Here is an 18970-nt window from a genome sequence, read left to right on the forward strand (position 1 = left end):
TTGAGTAAAAAGCCTGCTGAAAAGCAGGCTTTTTTATTGAAAATACTGGTTCTCAGCAGGGTATGATGTAAAACTGATAAATGTCATAGTAAAAGTTTTGTATTGCTATTAATTTAATGGTATTAAAATCAGTGTCATGCAAGTCAAAAAAAACCCAAAAGCCGATTTAAATAGAAATAGTAGCCTGTATTTTGTTATTGGCCTAACTATCGTTTTGTTCCTAACATGGCGTGCCCTGGAGTACAAGACTTACCCAAAGGATGAAATAGTTCTTGATCTGGTCCAGGCTGTCGATGATTTAAAAGAGGACGTACCCGTTACGGAAATGATTAAAACACCTCCACCTCCTCCGCCTCCCGCTGCTCCCGAAATAATTGAAGTAGTTGAGGATACCGAGGAAGTAGAAGAAACAATCATTGAAAGTACAGAAACAAGTCAGGATGCAATTGTAGAGGAAGTCATTGACGTTGATGATGTGGAAGTAGGAGAAGAAGAGGAAGAAATCACTGTGCCATTTGCCATCATTGAGAATGTTCCGATTTTCCCTGGATGTGAATCGGCCAAGAACAATGAAGAGCGAAAATTATGCTTCCAGGAAAAGGTACAGCAGCATATCATCAAAGAATTTACTTATCCTCCTGCAGCGCTGGAACTTGGGATTCAGGGTCGGGTATTCGTACAATTTGTAATAGATTCTAAGGGTAAAATTGGGAGTATCAGAATGAGGGGGCCTGATAAAAACCTGGAAAAAGAAGCACATCGCATCGTGGCATCATTACCAAAAATGACCCCTGGAAAGCAAAGAGGAAAAGCGGTTTCTGTGCCTTACAGCATCCCCATTAATTTCACTATTCAATAAGATTCAATAACAAAAAGGATTCGTCTCTGTAATAAGGTTTAGGTGGGGCTAAATCTGGAGATGGATCTTTTTTTATGGTAATCCCTTAGTTTTTTAGGCCCTTCCAGGACAACTCTTACGATTTGAAGTGTCCCATCTTCCTTGGTGGCTATATGCCATTTGATCAGTACAATTTCTCCTCCTGTTATTTCAATTCCGGTGATGCTCCTGGGGTGAACGCAGCTACCATCGTTAAAGAAAGGAATACCTCCTGGCCTGGCAAAACGTGGTCTGTGTGTATGGCCAACAATGGTTAGCAGTGAATTGTTCTGAAGGATCCACTTTTTAATGCGGCGTTCTACTTTGATAAGTTCTTTGTAGTTCTTTGCCGGACTAGTAGGGTCAGCGATTCCCCATACTTGCAGAGGTTTCCACAATACGCGAACCAGAAAGCGGCCCCAGCGCCAAAAAGTGTAGTTCCACCAATCAGCCTGGTGCCCGTGCGTCAGAAAGATCTCCTGTCCACTGTTCCGGTGTTTAAGGATTAATGCTTCGTGGAAGGTCAGATCAGGAAAAAGTGGCTTATCGATCTCATCCACCGGATCAAAATACGTACTCAACTGTTTTTTTACGTATTTCTCATCCTTGTAGACCATATCGTGATTACCCCATATCATATGAAGGCGGTTTCCCATATAAAATTTACGCAGTAGCAAATACACATTTTTATGCGCATCGAACAGGTCTTCAAAATCCACGTTTTCCCATAATTCGTCCCCGTCACCCAGTTCGAAATATTGGAACCCATCCTGATAGTACTGACTCAATGCGTGGAAATAGATATTCCTATTGTTGGCAAAATCATCGGCAAAGCTGTTGTCACCCCGGTGACAATCACTGAAGAAAATAAACTTTGAAGAATCATCAAAGAGTATGGTATGCGCATTTTTGTAGGCTCGACTAAGTCTTTTAGAGGATGACATAGGTATAATTTCTATAAATATCCTAAAAAGTGCTGAACATCGTATAAATTTTAAATCTCTTAGCGAATCGAATAGTTTTGTAATTTTATAAGATAATAGGAGACTAAGCCGCTATGACTTCTGACAATTCAACCGAATGGCCATTACAGCATTTTATCAGCTTTGATAAATTGCTGAAGCGTTATGAAAAAATAGCGGAAGGGGAAGATGCTTATCTGGCAGAAAAAGCCAGGAGAATTCTGAAGGCTCAGGCTCCATACCCGATTCTCAGAGAAGGTTTTACGGATGTTGCACTTCTCAAAGAGCACGAGGATGTGATCTCTATCATCCTTGAAGATGCGTTTTCGGAGGTTTTAAGTGAAAATGAGATCAAAGCGGCTTCTCTCCCTTACAGAGATGTCATATTCAATGCTTCCAACAGATTTAAAAAAATCTTAAAAGACGCAGGAGATAATTTTATTCCCGCTTTGACAAAGGAGGATGCGAGTTTGGATTACATCATGAATTGTGTTGTAATCATAAAATTCCATTACGGGTACAAACTGGATTTTCACAGGCCTTACTTCTATAAAATACCCAATGCCGAAGGGGTAATGCATTATTACAGGGTGCTATACAATGCTGATTTTATTGAACTCTATCCAACAGAACTTGCTAAAGACCTCAAACAGGAGGATATAGATGAACTACTGGAGCATCCAAATGATCTGAAAATGTGGAAGGAAAAGATTCCACCCAATAGTTTTATTTCCAAAGGATTCGTTATTGCCAATATGTTTGATGCAACGGCTGAACAGGCAATATCTGAGATCAAATCAAAGTTGATTTCTGCAAATAAAAGGGGAAGTGACACTTTTATGTCTGACCTCCGGGAAACCTTTAAATCCTTTTTCAAATTGAAGGATTTAAAAGTAGGATTCTCTGCTTACAGTCGTGAAGACGATCAGTTTGAAAGAGTATTCGGCAAAGACATGCACAGTTACCTTCTTAATGAAAGTGATTTTGAGATATGCAACGAAGCACTTTGCAAACAATCCTATGAGAAATTATTAAAACAAAATACATATTTCATTGTCTCAGACGTACAGAAGTATTTTGACAGATCAAAAGGGAAGCAACCCTATAAGAATTTACAGCAACAGGGGATCAAAAGTGTCATATTTGCACCTATAGCAAGAGACAACGAACTATTAGGAGTTCTGGAGATTGTGTCTGAGGTGAAAAATCAGTTTAACGGGGTAAATGCACGCAAGCTGGATGACGTGATGCCCTATATCGTTTCTGCGGTCGTCAGATCGAAAAACGAACAGGAAAACCTGATCGATGCAGTCATCCAGAAAGAGTGTACTACAATTCATTCTGCTGTTTACTGGAAGTTCAGGAAGGAAGCAAAACGCTTTATCAATGAAGAGCTAAAAGGTAACGATCCGACATTTAATGAAATCGTTTTCAACGATATATATCCCCTTTATGGACAAACCGATATTTCGGCATCTTCTAATGCACGTAATAGCAGCATACAGCGCGATCTCATGATCCAGCTGTCTGAAATAAGGAATATTCTTGATGCGGCCTTCAAGGAAAATGGCCTCCCCATATATGAAGAACTTATTTTCAGGGTAAACAGGCATATGGAAGAAGTAAAGGAGGTCCTTCAAACCAACACCGAACAATCTATCTACAATTTTGTAAAGACTGAAATTGATCCTGTATTCAGGTATCTCAAGGAAAATCATAAGGAACTCAGAGAAATTATAACCTCCTACGAATCCAGGATAGACGAATCCACAGATACTTATTACGATCACAGAAAAAATTATGACACTACTATTATGGAGACTAACAGACAGTTAGTAGCCATCCTTGATGAGGCTCAAAAAAGTGCTCAGGAAATGTTTCCTCATTATTTTGAGCGATACAAAACCGATGGGGTAGAGCATAATTTGTACATAGGAGATGAAATAACCGAGGATAGAAAATTTGATTTCCTTTATCTCAACAATTTGCGCTTGTGGCAGTTGCAGGTGATGTGTGAAATGGAAAACACTTATTATAATCTTAAGCCTCATCTGCCTGTTCAACTCGATGTTACATCTCTGATCCTTGTCTACCACACTTCCCTCTCTATCCGCTTTAGAATGGATGAAAAGCATTTTGACGTGGACGGAACTTACAACGCCAGATATGAGGTCATTAAAAAACGAATTGACAAATCCTATATCAAAGGCACAGACCAGCGCCTTACCGAAAAGGGCAAACTCGTTATTGTCTACTCCCAGAAGTCGGATGAGCTAGAGTACCTCAGGTATATATCATTTTTAAAATCTAAAGGGTACTTCACCAATAATATTGAAATTGTAGAACTGGAAGGCCTTCAGGGGGTAACCGGACTAAAAGCTATCAGAGCGGAGATCCTTTATAATAAAAAGAAAGAAGCACAGAAAACCTATACTTATCAGGACCTGATGGAAGCTTTAAAAGAATAAAGCAGAGGTAGCTTCAGGAAGCTCTAACACCCTGTCCGGCCCATAAAATTTCAGGGCCACAAAAAACGCAATTACAGACAATATCATTCCGATCATAAAGATTGTATATGTCCATCTTAAGAGACTGTATTTTCGATCCAAAACCACACCCAGATAGTATAAATCCTTTGTAAGGGATGAATAAACGTATTTCTTATCCTTGATAAGCTCCTGGATGGCCCATTCGTAATCAGGAAGTTTCATCTTATGGAAATTGCCGAAAAACAAAAGATTTACATCCTTGTTCTCTACATCTTCTTTGGTAAATTCTCCCCTGGTAACGTTTGGTCGGGTTGCCAATATAGACAAAACCATAGAAGCAATAGCGAATATGAGAAATATACCCGTGGGATAGATCAGGTAATCATTAGAGGGATTGTCTAGTTTGGGAATCAGATTTGATAGCACCAGAGATATGATAATAGCATTTACAGACAATAAAATATTAGCCTTAGTATCAGCTATATCACTTAGCTTGAGGTGATTTCTCATGGTAACCCGAAACATAGTCTGTATCCCTCTTTCCGGACTTTCATTCTTAAACTGAGCCTTTAATTTTTCTTTTTTAGCCAGTTTTTTACGTGCTTTTTTCTCTTTTACCAGACGCTTTATGTTCTTGTCTTTGCCCGCCTGCCAGTTTTCTTTTGCATAGTCAGTATAAAAGCGATGATCAGCCCTGAACATTTTTATATTCTCCTGTCGCCATTCTTCGGAGGAATACTCTGCGATTCCTAATAAACGAAGCTCTTCCCGTAATAGTTCGGATGTTGCCAAATAACTTTTCTGCCTGAAATGCGAAGAATCGGCATCTCTAAGGATCTCTTCAGGGAGAGAGGCAGGTTCGTGCCCTTGTTTGGTAGCCATGATATATTGACATATTCTCTCTATTGATGAACTTTTGTATTCCTGTTTTTCTAAAAACGCACGTGCCAACTTGCAGCTGTTTTCCTCATGATCATCTGTACCTTTTGTATAACCGGTGTCGTGAAACCAGGCAGCCAGAATAATCTGCTCTTTCTCTTCCTTTTCCAAATCAGTTGCATCGAGTAGTTCCATCACCGCCTCCACTACACGCTGAGTATGCCTCAGGTTATGGTACAAATATTTAGAATCTAAGTTATTGGTCAAGAGGTCTGTAACATAAACCTCGCTTTTCTCTACTATCTCAGACATATGTTTTATATTAACGAATCCAAAATACAAAATTTTAACCTCTATTCTTATGCGTATTTGTAACCAATTGGTATTGTGTTTCCTCCTATTGTTTATTTCGAGTTGCGCAACTTATCGAACTAAATACGATACTCCGCCAGATCTGACTGATAGCACAAGTACCAAGGATATTTCTCATACGTTTTATCTCATAGGGGATGCCGGTCTCTCTCCCATGGGAGATCTCAACCCTGTTTTAAAAAGATTCAGGGATCGACTAACCAGGGCGAATAAAGAGAGTACAGCTATTTTTCTTGGAGATAATATTTATCCGGCAGGATTGCCCGATAAGAAAGATTCTACCGAAGCCTATTTAGTGGCAAAGAACCATTTGGATGCACAATTGGCAACCCTGGAAAAATATAAAGGACAACCCATTTTTATCCCGGGCAATCACGACTGGTACAACGAAGGATTGATCGGTCTGAAAAGACAGGAAAATTACATAGAAAAGAAAATCGACAAGAAAGACGTTTTTCTTCCGGAAGGCGGTTGCCCGATAGACGAAGAGGAAATTTCAGATGACCTATTGCTGGTTACCATCGACACGGAATGGTATCTGGCCAATTGGGACCGGCATCCAACAATTAATGACGGATGTGATATAAAAAGCAGGGAGGCTTTCTTTGAGGAACTGGAGGGTATTATAAAGAAGAACCGTACCCGTACAACCCTGATAGCAACCCATCATCCCATGTTCACCTACGGTTCTCATAACGGCTTGTACGCATTTAAGAAACATATATTTCCTGTTAACGAGTCATTGCCATTACCCGGGATTGGAACAATCATCAATATTTTAAGGCGAACTACCGGAGCCTCTATTGAAGATTTACAAAACAGCAGGTATACAGAGCTCAGGAAACGGCTGGTCACTATGGCACAATTTTCAGACCGGGTGATTCTCACTTCTGGGCACGAACACACATTGCAATATATACTGGAAGATAATACACCACAGATTGTGAGCGGATCCGGAGCAAAAAAAGGCTATACCAGGCTGCTAAACGGGAGTAAGTTCTCTACCGGTCACAGGGGTTATGCCATTTTAGACATATATAAAGATGGATCTTCCAATGTGCGGTTTTATGGGGTGGACGATGATACTCAAGAAAGCCTGCTTTATGTAACAGACGTATTACCTACTTTCAGGAATATAAATGAAGAGAAATATCCGGAATCATTTCCGAATACTGTAAAAGCTTCGGTATATACTCAGGAAGAGGTTGAAAAGAGCGGTTTCTACAAAGCGGTTTGGGGAGATCGATACCGCGAATATTACGGGACCAAAGTAGAAGTACCGACTGTTAATCTGGACACCCTTTTTGGCGGACTCAAGCCCGTTAGAAAAGGAGGGGGGCATCAGTCGAAATCACTGAGATTGCGCCATAAAAGTGGAAAGGAATACGTGATGCGTGCCCTCCGAAAAAGTGCAGAATTGTATCTGCAATCAATGGCCTTTAAAGAAGAGTATATTGTAGGTGAATTCGAAGATACGTTTATAGAATCTATCCTGAGTGATTTTTATACCGGGGCACACCCATACGCTCCCTTCACAATTGGAAAACTCTCCGATGCTCTCGGCTTGTTACACACGAATCCGGTATTGTATTACGTACCAAAGCAACCTGCTCTGGAAGAGTTTAATATATCCTTTGGGGATGAACTTTATATGATAGAGGAGCACGCAGGAGATGGCCATGGAAATCTGGAGAGTTTTGGGTTTGCCAATGACCTGAAGAGTACTGATAGTATGATGGAGGATCTCAGGGAAGATGAAAAATACTCGGTGGATACCGACCTGTATATCAGGGCACGACTGTTCGATATGGTACTGGGCGACTGGGATAGGCATACAGACCAATGGCGTTGGGCTGAATTTAAAGACAAAGAAAGCGACAAAATAGTTTATAAGCCTTTTCCCAGGGATCGGGATCAGGCCTTTTCAGATATGGGCGACGGGGCATTGATGAGTGTCGCAACAAGAATAATTCCGGGCATGCGGATCATGGAAGGGTTTCATGAGGAAATACGAAGTGTGGAAGGGTTTAATTCCTCCCCCAGAACCTTTATTCTGGATCTTGCTTTATTATCTGAGACAACTGAAAAAGAATGGCTTGAACAAGCCGAGTTTATCAAACGCAATCTTACCTCATCGGTTATAGACGAAGCATTCATGTCATTTCCTGAGGAAGTAAGAGATGAAACTGTAGAAGAGATTAAAAGAATACTGTTATCAAGAGCTTCGCATATCGCGGAAACCGCTAAAAAATACTACGCCATAGTAAACAAATACACGGTTATTACCGGAACCGATAAGGATGATTGGTTCGTCATTAGCTATCCCGCCCCTGGTGAACTAAAGGTAAAAGGCTACAGAATTATTGATGGGGAGAAAGAGAAAATGTTTTTTGACAAAACATTTTATGACCAAAGCACCCGTGAAGTATGGATCTATGGCCTGGATGACGATGACAGATTTGACGTTCGGGGTGGGCCTAAAAGTAAGATAAGACTAAGGTTGATTGGCGGCCAGAACAACGATATCTATGATGTCAGACAAGGCCATAATGTTTTTATTTACGATTACCGAACCAAAAAGAACACCTATAACAGTACGGAAGGAGCAAAGGTTCGAAAGACCGATGATTATAATGTAAACACCTACCTTCCTCTTAGAATTAAAGGGAATGCCAATCAACTCCTTCCTACCCTGGGATATAATCCCGACGATGGGTTTAAAATTGGATTTAGCGACCTCTATGTTTTTAATGGTTTCAGGCAGAATCCTTTTACACAGCAACACAGAGTGAATGCTTCTTTTTATTTTGCCACAAGTGGATTTGATTTAGGTTATACGGGAGAATTTGCCAATATCACTGACAAATGGAACTTTCAGATACAGGGCAGATTTACTTCTCCTAACTACAGTATTAACTTCTTTGGTTTTGGAAACGAAAGCTTAAATCCTGATGACGACCTTGGGTTGGATTACAACAGAGTGCGATTACGCAGCCTGATCCTTACTCCCTCCCTTGTTTGGAGGGGACATTTAGGGGCAAAGTTCAGAACGGGAGTTTCCTACGAGGCAATCTCGGTAGAAGAGACTGAAGACAGGTTTATCAATACTTTTTATCAGCTCAATGGGGAAGAAACTTCCAACAGGTTTTTGGGCGTTATGGCCGAGTATGCATATAAAAACGTTGATAATTCGGCTTTCCCAACTTTAGGCATGTCCTTTCACCTGGAGATGGGATATAAAAGAAGTGTTGTAAATTCCGATCAGCGATTTGGATATTTTGTCCCTGAATTTTCCATAGACCACAAACTGGTTCCCAGTGGATGGCTTGTCCTGGCTTCCAAGTGGAAGGCACATTTCAATATGGGTGATGGCTATGAATTCTATCAGGGTGCTACTATAGGAGGCATCGATGGTTTAAGGGGATTCAGAAATCAAAGATTTACGGGGAAAACTGCCTATTACCAGAATACCGATCTTCGGATAAGACTCACTAATCTTAAGACCGGGATACTGCCCAGTACTTTTGGCTTCTACGGCGGATTTGATTACGGAAGAATCTGGTTACCCGGTGATCAGTCTGATCAATGGCATACCTCATATGGGGGAGGTGTATTCCTCAATGCCTCCAATTTTATAACCGCCAGAACAGCACTGTTTCAAAGTTCGGACGGGCCAAGGCTTACCTTTGGTCTGGGATTTGGCTTTTAGTACCCCTTACTTTCAACTTTTTGAATAGGGGGAAGGGAATAGGAATAAAGGTTTCTCCCAGTGACGTGGTTTTCTTCATCCGAAAGATATACGGTGTTATTATCCTTAAAACAAATTGCCTCCAATTGTGTCCTTACCCCAAGATCGATAAATTCTACTTTTCCCTTGGAGAAATCGGGTAAGTTAAAATCGCGAACTATCCAGAGTGAACCGTATCCTAAAAGCACAATGGTTTTACCATCCGGAGAAATGGCGGCAGATGTTATCTGACAAATAGTATAATCCTTGCAAGTTGAAAACGAACCCACCAGTCTGGCCGAATATTCTCCCTTAATTGCAGGTACGGTATAAATAAGTGCTTCCCCTGAAAAAGGATTACTTCTGTCCTTGGTTATGATGTATAAAAGGCTGTCCAGATAGAAAAATGCTTCTGTATCATATTTTCTATTAGCTGGTTTTGGAGGAAATTTCTTTTGTTCCGGATAAGAAAAGCGTATCTCTTCCGCTTTTATCTTATCTCCTTTTTCAACCAGAGGGCTGGGAATCTTATAGATCACAAAATCTTTTCTTATGTTCTCATTGTTGCCAAAATCTCCGATATACAAATTTCCTGCCTTGTCTTTTGTTAAATCCTCCCAATCATCATTTTTTGCTTTCGAAACCTCAAATTCCCTAAGTTGGTCTCCTGCAGTATTTACTTCATAAATACGGTCTTTATTTCCATTGTCCTCTATTACCCAAACCTTTTCCGGTTCAAGGCTTGTAATCCCTGAATTCTCTTCCAGTTCACTGGGGAGAGAGCAGAGGTACGTCAACTGTCCGTGTTGTGCACAACCAGTGCTGATAACGCAAAGAAGTAGAATTGTAAAAACCCTCATGATTCCTCTTTTAGCGGCAGGAATACTTCGGCCTTCCAGTTGATCTCATCAACTCCGATATTGGGATTGTTGTAGAAAACTTCAACAGGTAAGCCACCGACTTCAATATTATTTTTTTCAGCGTAATCCAGTAATTCGTACCAGGCCCTGTCTGAAGTTATATAGTTGCCATTGTAAATTGCTTTCAGTGCTTTCACAGGTTTTCGAAAACCGTATTTCAGATCGGGGTGTTGAGGCAAGCTGTCATTCATTATAATCGGATAACAAAAGTTAAATTCTAAGCTATCCTTCTCCCTGTCCCAGGCAAGGATTTCTATAAAAGGCTTGCCATTCAGTTCAACTCCATTGTTAACCAGAAATGGATCCAATAAAGGGAAGTCGCGCATCATTCCCCCTGCCTTGCCAAATTGAGAGGTCTTGTTGCTGACATAAGCATAATGGGTAGAATCGAGCTGAGCTTCACCAACTACTCTCACTCTGATATTCTTAAGGTGATTGGCAAGCAGATCCGCAAAATTTTTAAGATTGTTCCTGGTGCGCTTTTCAAAATCGGTATCCTTAAATGGAACATTTAGCTTGTTGTTAAAGCTATAAGCACTGTCCTTGGCAAATACCTTGATTTTTGAAACAGAATCATTGACAGAGCTAATTTCCCATGCGTATACATGCGTTGAGTCCTTATATCGAAGGGTTTGGGTGAGGCTTTCAAGTTCTTCGCCTGCGTCAATTTCGGAATTGTCGAGGCTGGTATTCCACAACTTTATAATCTGATTTATGGTCCCTTTATTTGCTTTCGCCTCCAGGGTTACGAGATAATCATAAGGATATACAAAGAGATACCACACTACTCCTCCCAGGATAAGGAAAGAGAATATTAATAGAATTTTCTTCATGTGATTATTGAGTTTGTGCCAAACGGGATTCGTTCTCCATATTCAGTTTGTTGACAATGAAAGCCCCCAGATCTCTACCTTGCTTAACACCAATTTCAACAGCTGCCCGGTAATGTATTCCTCCGTACATCCTACTTATGGCAGCTTCATCAGCGGCTTGCCTGAAGGAAGTGAACGACCTAACCGGAAGTCCATAGGCCAGTTCAGTATCGTCATCAAAGGCAAAGTCCTCGCCAAAAATATCGGTTAACACAACAGAAGCTGCTCCCGACACCACACTATGTCCGCTGGTATATTCAGGAAAAGGTGGGGTCTGTAAAACTGGTTTCCAGCTATCGTCTATATGCTCATTGATAAGTGTTTCGGGCCGGATAAGATTACTCCGGTATTTTTCGTCCCAACAGCTGATAAACGCATCTGCTATTGCCATGGAAGTCTTGGTATAAGCATGGACGGTTTGGTTAAAGTCCGACTTCGCCTTTCTACTGGCAATTTTCGTGATTCCTATCCAGTGTGCCCCGGGCGTAATCTTTTTGGTTGCAAACATCAGGTGCCCCCTGGTTACAGATACATACGGATTGCAATCCCAGAATTTGGCGATTTGCACTCCCTCTGACTCATCTCCTTCCTCTTCCATTTTCTTACTGATATCATAGACCTCCTTTACTTCCTTGTAAAAATCTGATCCTTCTTCCATCGTAAAAGGAGGTGGAGGCAAAGGTTTAAACTGATCGGCCGATTCAATGACAAAGGGCCTTATTTTGCTCCAGTGAGGTTCTATACCGGCCATATATGCCGGGGGGGTTGGCTGCCAACGGGAAGGTTCATCAGTATTAACAGTGAATTTAGGCATTGTCCTGGTCTGTTTGTAATTGTCTTTGTCCATCCAGGCGGCAATGTGTTCAGCTACCTTAAGGCCGTACTCCCTGGAAGCTTCAAATTCTCTCTCATTTTTAGAAGACCAAAGTGTATAAAGACTATCTCTGAAGACTTCCATTTTGTCTTCGCTGAAGATTAGTCTTCGGCTAAGATCCATATGGGCAACCATAGCAGCGAGTTCATTATTGATGGGCTTGTTTGTATCAGCTTTGGGAATAGGGCTGAATTCATGAACCTGTCCCGCCAGGGATAGAAAACGCTCATCATCCTGGGCGATAATCTCATATGCTGCAATATTGGGGTATGCAAATATTCTGCTCGCTACAGGAGGGGAAAAGATATCGTGGATCATAATTTCTATGACCTTATCCACTGAACGATGCATCAATTCAGGAGACACCTCAATAGGTGTATTATCCTTTTGACAGCCAAGGCTCAGCAAAACCAGTAGAAGGATTAGTTTCTTCATGGTGTTTCTTTTTTATTTATTAATTGGTACAGTTGAACGGCATCGTCGTTGAATGTTGCCAGTAAATAAGGTTGGTTACGTACGGTCAGAATATTGAGATGTCTGATGGATCTGTTCATAAAATCCAGTCCCAAAACATCGCCCAAAATTACATTATTTTTCCCTTTTATCATAGCCCCGGCAAAGGTGCCCAGTCTTCCGTGATATGGTTTTACCCCAAAGTAATTTCCTGCAACCAGCACCTCGTCTACCCCGTCATTGTCGAAATCATAAGTAAGAAAAGCCATTATAGGGGCAAGTTGTAATTCCTGTGAGAAGGGGACAAATGAAAAGCGTCCCTCATTATTTTCGAGGTAACCTGATCTCAACTCGTTTACCTCCATAACCTTAGCTTTTTTAAGCTGATCCCCATCCAGGATCTCTTCTATTGGTTTACCTGCAAAATCTCTATAGGCTGTAAATTTTTTTCTCAGACTTACCAATTGCTCAGCAAGGCCTTTTAAGCCTTCTATAGGATAATATGCTCCATCATTTTCGAGTGTGACGATGGTCTCCGTACTTCCATTCTTATCAAAATCTGAATAGTACATTTTCATGGGGTTCTTTTCCGTCGCCCTGAACTTTGTATTTAAGCCCCAGTTTCCGAGCAGGTAATCTGTATCTCCATCCTGGTCAATATCAAAGGCTGTGATACTTTCCCAAAGTCCGGAAGAATTTTCTTCCAAAACATTATCCTTTTCTAATTTTCCCCCTGTATTCCTGAAGAACTTAGGAGTCATCCATTCCCCAACCACAATAAGGTCTGTGTATCCATCTTTGTTGTAGTCCTCCCAGATTGCATCTGTAACCATGCCAACGGAGGCCAGATCCATATTCTCTACTTTTTCAAAAACCCCTTCAGTATTTTTTAGCAAATAAGATTCTGGGATCTTTCCAAAATCGTTGGTGATCATTTGATTGCCAACAAAAAGGTCCAGGTCCCCGTCTTGGTCAAAGTCGAAGGGAGCAAGTACGGACGTATTATCAAATGACTTGGGAAGACCCTGTTTAATGAAAGTCGAATCCCTTTGAAGATAATACCTGTCTAAAAGAGGTGCCATCTCATTGTAAAAGTCGGCACCGCCTGTTCCAATAAACAGATCTTTTTTTCCATCGCCATTGAAATCTTCAAGGACTGCAGCCACATCCTCTGTTATGGAATCCTGTCTTAGCTCAGGAATTTCTTTCTTTTTAAAACCGTCTTCAGTTTGCAGATATAGCGAAGAGGGGTAAAATTTAGATCCACCGAAGAAAACATCATCAGTGCCGTCCCCGTTGATATCACCAACAGCAAGGGAAGGTCCTCGATCTGAGAATTTATATGGGATCAGTTTTTGACGGTTAAAGTCGAGATAGGGATCTTCCCTGTGGGTAAACGTGAGTCCCATGCTACCATCTACTTTCTTAAAGAGCGTTTTTTCTTCTGATTTTAACCATGGATTACTAAAAGGAACATTCGAATCTGGTCTTATATTCAAGGTTTGATTAACCGGAATATCTTTCAGAACCTGAGTGGTATGGTCCGGCCAGAGGATCCGCAGGGAATCCACCCGGGTTTCATTTCCGTATCCGAAATGCAGGATGGGTTCTGAGGAAGCCTGAAATCCTCTTACCGTATACAATTCCCTGTATTGGAGTACACCCTTGTGGTAGGAAAGTACTTTGGTGCCAATCCCAAAGCTGTTTTTATCTGTGAATTTCAATCTTAGCTTGAGATAGCTTGCATCCGAATCGGTCTGGTTGATATAGAGGGTAGCCGGACTATTAATATTACTTGTTACCAGGTCGAGGTCCCCATCATTGTCAAGGTCGCCCATAGCCGTGGCCCCTGAAAAAAGGGTATCTCTGGCTATCCAATCTTCAGATCGGTCGATAAATTGCAAGTTGTCTGTTCCCTGGAAAATATAGTTGTGAACAGCACCGGAAGGCATCATTTCCAGGGCTTCCTGATCCATCAGCTTGGTATTGTTGATCTTCTTTTTGATCTGTTCGCTGGATACAAAGTTGATGAAATCGAGATCATTCGGGCGTTTGGGGATGCCATTGGCGATAAAAATATCCTGCTCAGAGTCGGCATTAAAATCGGCGAAAAGAGCACTCCAACTCCAGTCTGTTGCCGCGATACCACTCAGGAGGGCTGTTTCCTGAAAGCCGTGTCCGGGGCGGTTGACATGCAACATATTTCTTGTAAACTGATAGTGATAACCGTATTGCCTGACCCTCATATTCTGGATCTGTATATCGTCATCGCCTTCAGAGGACTTAAGAACCGTTTCGTCTTCCGGGAGCATATCCAGGGAGAGGATATCGGGCCATCCATCGTGATTGATATCGGCCACATCATTTCCCATTGAAAATCTCGTGGTATGCCCGAAGTACTTCTTAAGGTTTTCGGTAAAAGTCCCGTCCCCATTGTTGAGGTAATAGTAATCATCTTCATGAAAATCATTTCCCACATAGATATCGGGATAACCATCCTGATTGAAATCGCTGATTGTGACTCCAAGTCCATAGCCATTGATACCTCCAAATATTCCGGCTTCCTCGCTTACTTCAACAAAAGTATTTCCGTCATTCCGCAGTAATTTATCTCCGGTTTGAAAATCCCTTTTATACCTCAGATCGGCTTTGCCGAAGGATTCCTGGGTATGTACAGCATGGTTCAGCAGATAAATATCCAGATCCCCGTCGAGGTCGTAGTCCAGAAAGGCCGCATTAGAACTAAAAGTGTCAAAATCGAGATCGTACTCTGCTGCACTTTCGGTAAAAGTAAGGTCGCCATTATTGATATAAAGTTCATTATAACCGTTAAAACCATTTATACCCACTACAGCGCAGACATATATATCCAGTAAGCCGTCCCCGTTTACATCACCCATAACAGCCCCTGTATTCCAGCTGCTGTTTCCACCTATACCGGCATTGTCTGAAATATCCTCAAAAGTAAGATCACCCTTGTTGAGGTATAATTTGTTTTTTACCTGGTTGCCGGAAAAAAAGATGTCAGGAAGGTCATCTCCATTGACGTCCCCGATAGCAACCCCGCCACCATTATAGAAATACAGATAATCAAGAATATTTAAGTCGTCTGTCTCAGTGAGGCTATTGTTAAAAGAAATACCTGTATCTCCTTCCTGAGGATTTTTAAAAAGATCACCCCCATTTCGGTTACACCCGAACATGATTACTACCAGACTGTAAAGAACTGCTTTTTTAATCATTGAGGCTGTAAATCTTGGGTTTAGTGTCATTCAATGCTGCAATTACAAAAGCACGGCCATTGCGATCTTTAAATTGTTTGATATGTTTGATTTCATCCCTGATAAAGAATCCACTTTTGTTGTATTCTTCCCACTTGAAATCCAGCTCTTTGTTTCCCAGGAGAACGTTGCCGTAATTAGCATCAAGACGCGAAAACTGCGGTTTAAACTCAAAATTATTTCCTCCCATGATAAGGTCGAGGTAACCGTCATTATTTACATCTGCACATGAGATGCCACAAACGCATGACAACTGCACCCTGGAGGGTAAGGTTTTAATTTTAAACTTGCCATTTCCTTCGTTGATGGCAATGACAGACTCTGAGGTTCCGGATTTTTTCATAATCGAATTCTCAAAAACCGATTTTGGCCATAATTCACCTATGGTTTTACGGGCGTATTCTGATGCCTTCAGATTCTGTTTTTTAAGGGATACGATCTGGTTGGTAAGCTCTTTTTTCTGATGCAGCGGATAGTCTTTCCCATTTTCGCTTAAGGTGACGATCTGCTCTATGGTTCCATTCCCATCAAAATCATTGATCCACATCTTCATCGGGCTCTCTGATGTAGGTTTATAATGCAGGTTGGCTCCCTGATTTCCAAGGACAAGATCCTGATCCCCGTCATTATCCAGGTCAGCGGCTTCCACCACATTCCAAAGGCCGTCGAGACTATCGAGGGAAGAGGCCATTTTGGCCAGTCGCCTCCCAGAATTCCGGAAAATTCTCGGCGTCCCCCATTCTGAAACGGTCACGAGATCTTTACGGGAATCCCCATCCATATCCGCCCAAATGGCATTTGTGACCATACCGGCATCTTTGAGGTCATAGGCCAGACGTTCTGTGGCATCTTTGAACTCAGCATTACCGAGATTTTCAAGGAATAGATGATCAGGGTCAACTCCATAGGTGCCTACCACACTTCGTGAGCCGATAAAAACATCCATATCCCCATCCTCGTCGAAATCAAAAGGAGCAATAGTGGAGATATTCTTAAAGGTGGAAGGTAATAGTTGTTCCGACTTACTAAATCTTCCTTTCCCGTCGTTCAGGTATAACCTTGCCCGATATGTCCGTTCATCTCCAACCTGATTTCCTCCGGCACCTACCATAAGGTCCATATCTCCGTCTCCGTCTGCATCAAAAATAGCCGCAGCGGTATCTTCATAAGAGCGGTCTTCAATGAAAACGCTTTGCCTCATAGGTCGGATATTTCCATTACCCGTATGTTCATAAAGCACAGCTTCCTGTCCGGCAGCCCCCCCGAGAAAGACATCTTCATTGCCGTCACCATTGATATCTCCAATGGCCAGGGCAGGTCCTTCCTGAGAAAGCAGTTTGTATATCAGTCCCTCATAGTCGAAATCATTGTAGTTATTTTCTTCGTGAGCCAGTAAGTTTGAGTTTTCCACCTCTTTTAACAGAGGTTTGATGGCATCCGGCTTAGCGGGCGTATATACTTCCCGGGCCTCGGAATAGCTGAGATTTAAAGTCTGGTCTGCCTCGAGGTTTTCCATTTTCTGGGTTTTGTCATCGGGCCAGATCACTCTGAGCGAGTCAACGGAGGTGGATGTCCCAAGACCAATGGTCATCTCATAGTCCATTGAGGATTGAAACCCTCTTGAAGGGATCAGTTCCTGGTATACCACATTGTTGTCATAGTAGAGATTTACGGCCGTACCGACTGCAAATTTATTTTTCTCAGGACCTTCAAACCTGAGTTTGAGATAGTGATTCTCTGTTAAGCTATTCGTCTGGTTTTCGTAAATAAAGGAAACCATATTTACATTGTTAATAACCAGGTCGAGGTCTCCATCGTTGTCGAGGTCTCCGTAAGCCGCTCCATTCGACATGGTTGGTAATTCGAAGCCCCATTCCTTGTTGGCATTGGCAAAGGTGAGATCCTTATTGTTCCTGTACGCGTAATTAGGCTGTGGCCTGATCGGCATCTTATTGATGATTGAATCGATAGACTCTTTCTTTCCTGTCAGGGCCATTTTCTGGATGATCTCATTTGCAAAGAAATCTACAAAATCGAGATCTGTAAGGTCGTGATTGATACCATTTGTGATAAAGATATCCCTGAAGCCATCGTTATCCATGTCGAATATGAGTCCGGCCCAACTCCAGTCCGTGGCGTCTACCCCACTGAAATAGGCAATCTCGGAAAAAGAACCATTGCCATTATTGAGTTGCAGTGTGTTCTGAATGTATTGCTGGTAAAAGTCTTTGTCCTGTTTGAGCCTGAAGACATCATAGCCGTCAAACTCCATTACTGATTTAACCCGCTCATCGGCTTCAGGAAGCATATCGGTAATAAAGATTTCGGCATGGCCATCATTATTGATATCGGCCATATCAATTCCCATTGCCGAGAGGGACAGATGGGAGGTCCAGTCTTTGATCTCTTCGGAAAATGTGCCGTCCTGATTATTGATATATAGATAATCGCGTTCGTAAAAATCGTTAGAGACATAGATATCGGGATAGAGGTCCTTGTTGATATCTGTGATCATCACCCCGAGTCCAAAACCGATCAGACTACCATAAATACCGGCAGCTTCACTCACATCCACAAACTTCCCATTGTCGTTGCGGAGGAGCATATCACCAACTCCTTTAAATATATCGGGAACACCTTCCCAGTCCTGAGCCCTCACTTCCCGTTGTCCGGCGTATCCAAGGCTGCTTACAGGGATATTACTGTTGTTGAGGATATAGGCATCAAGATCCCCGTCTTTATCGTAATCAAAAAAGGAGGCGTGGGTAGAGAATCCTGTTTTTGCCAGATTGTATTCGGCTGCCTTTTCCGTAAAGGTAAGATCTCCGTTGTTGATATAGAGGTCATTATCGTGATTATTGCCCTCCATATTTCCGGCATTACTGACATAAATGTCGAGCAATCCATCCTGATTGATATCCACCATAACTACTCCGGTAGACCAGGGTTTACTTCCCTGTACACCAGCTTTTAAAGTGATATCTTCAAATTTAAGGTCACCTTTGTTGAGATAGAGCTTGTTCTCCACCATATTCCCGGTCAGGTAGATATCCGGAAGGCCATCGTTATTGACATCCCCTATTGCTACCCCTCCGCCGTTGTAGAAATTCCTGTATTTGAAGATGTTGAAGTTCTTTTGATTTTCTACTTTATTTACAAAATCAACACCGCTTTCTTCGGGAGAAAGTAAGTTGAAAAGTGTTGGCTTAGTTTCGGTTTCAGCCATTTGATCTTTTTTTTCGGAGGTACAACTCATCAATAGAA

General features: G+C 41.8%; 10 protein-coding genes. 3 read left to right on the forward strand and 7 right to left on the reverse strand.

Translation table 11 applies throughout. From position 1 onward, the window contains the following. The first annotated feature begins 136 nt into the window (after positions 1-136). On the forward strand, positions 137-859 hold the full coding sequence (locus AB8P51_RS07910) for an energy transducer TonB (RefSeq protein WP_369748260.1): 723 nt from the start codon (positions 137-139) through the stop codon (positions 857-859). A gap of 38 nt (positions 860-897) precedes the next feature. Here the strand turns inward: AB8P51_RS07910 and AB8P51_RS07915 are convergent, their stop codons facing one another. Further along, positions 898-1821 (reverse strand): metallophosphoesterase, encoded by a 924-nt coding sequence (locus tag AB8P51_RS07915; RefSeq protein ID WP_369748261.1) that lies wholly within the window; start codon positions 1819-1821, stop codon positions 898-900. 113 nt (positions 1822-1934) lie between these two features. Here AB8P51_RS07915 and AB8P51_RS07920 point away from each other — a divergent pair, with 113 nt between their 5' ends. Next, the gene (locus AB8P51_RS07920; RefSeq protein WP_369748262.1) at positions 1935-4307 is read left to right on the forward strand and encodes a GAF domain-containing protein; all 2373 of its coding nucleotides are present in this window, start codon (positions 1935-1937) and stop codon (positions 4305-4307) included. On the opposite strand, the gene AB8P51_RS07925 is transcribed toward AB8P51_RS07920, so the two are convergent. Beyond that, positions 4296-5519: a Pycsar system effector family protein gene (locus tag AB8P51_RS07925; RefSeq protein ID WP_369748263.1), complete on the reverse strand. Its 1224-nt coding sequence runs from the start codon at positions 5517-5519 to the stop codon at positions 4296-4298. The genes AB8P51_RS07920 and AB8P51_RS07925 overlap by 12 nt on opposite strands. Positions 5520-5568: 49 nt before the next feature. Between AB8P51_RS07925 and AB8P51_RS07930 the strand changes: the two genes are divergently transcribed. Further along, positions 5569-9288, forward strand: a complete 3720-nt coding sequence (locus AB8P51_RS07930; protein ID WP_369748264.1) for a metallophosphoesterase — start codon at positions 5569-5571, stop codon at positions 9286-9288. Here AB8P51_RS07930 and AB8P51_RS07935 read toward each other — a convergent pair. Genes AB8P51_RS07935 through AB8P51_RS07955 form a run of 5 tightly spaced genes read right to left on the reverse strand, consistent with a single transcriptional unit; the run spans position 9285 to position 18932 of the window. Further along, entirely contained in the window at positions 9285-10166 is an 882-nt protein-coding gene (locus AB8P51_RS07935; protein ID WP_369748265.1) for a hypothetical protein, read from the reverse strand. The two genes, AB8P51_RS07930 and AB8P51_RS07935, sit on opposite strands and share 4 nt — an antisense overlap. After that, complete coding sequence (locus tag AB8P51_RS07940; protein ID WP_369748266.1) at positions 10163-11059, reverse strand: AraC family transcriptional regulator; 897 nt, start codon at positions 11057-11059, stop codon at positions 10163-10165. The genes AB8P51_RS07935 and AB8P51_RS07940 overlap by 4 nt, the downstream gene beginning before the upstream one ends. Before the next feature lie 4 nt (positions 11060-11063). After that, on the reverse strand, positions 11064-12407 hold the full coding sequence (locus AB8P51_RS07945) for a vanadium-dependent haloperoxidase (protein WP_369748267.1): 1344 nt from the start codon (positions 12405-12407) through the stop codon (positions 11064-11066). Then, positions 12404-15667 (reverse strand): VCBS repeat-containing protein, encoded by a 3264-nt coding sequence (locus AB8P51_RS07950; RefSeq protein ID WP_369748268.1) that lies wholly within the window; start codon positions 15665-15667, stop codon positions 12404-12406. The genes AB8P51_RS07945 and AB8P51_RS07950 overlap by 4 nt, the downstream gene beginning before the upstream one ends. Further along, the gene (locus tag AB8P51_RS07955) at positions 15660-18932 is read right to left on the reverse strand and encodes a VCBS repeat-containing protein (RefSeq protein ID WP_369748269.1); all 3273 of its coding nucleotides are present in this window, start codon (positions 18930-18932) and stop codon (positions 15660-15662) included. Before AB8P51_RS07955 ends, AB8P51_RS07950 begins: the two co-directional genes overlap by 8 nt. Positions 18933-18970 lie beyond the last annotated feature (38 nt).

It is taken from the genome of Muriicola sp. SD30, from assembly GCF_041205185.1.
Taxonomy (GTDB): Bacteria; Bacteroidota; Bacteroidia; order Flavobacteriales; family Flavobacteriaceae; genus Muriicola.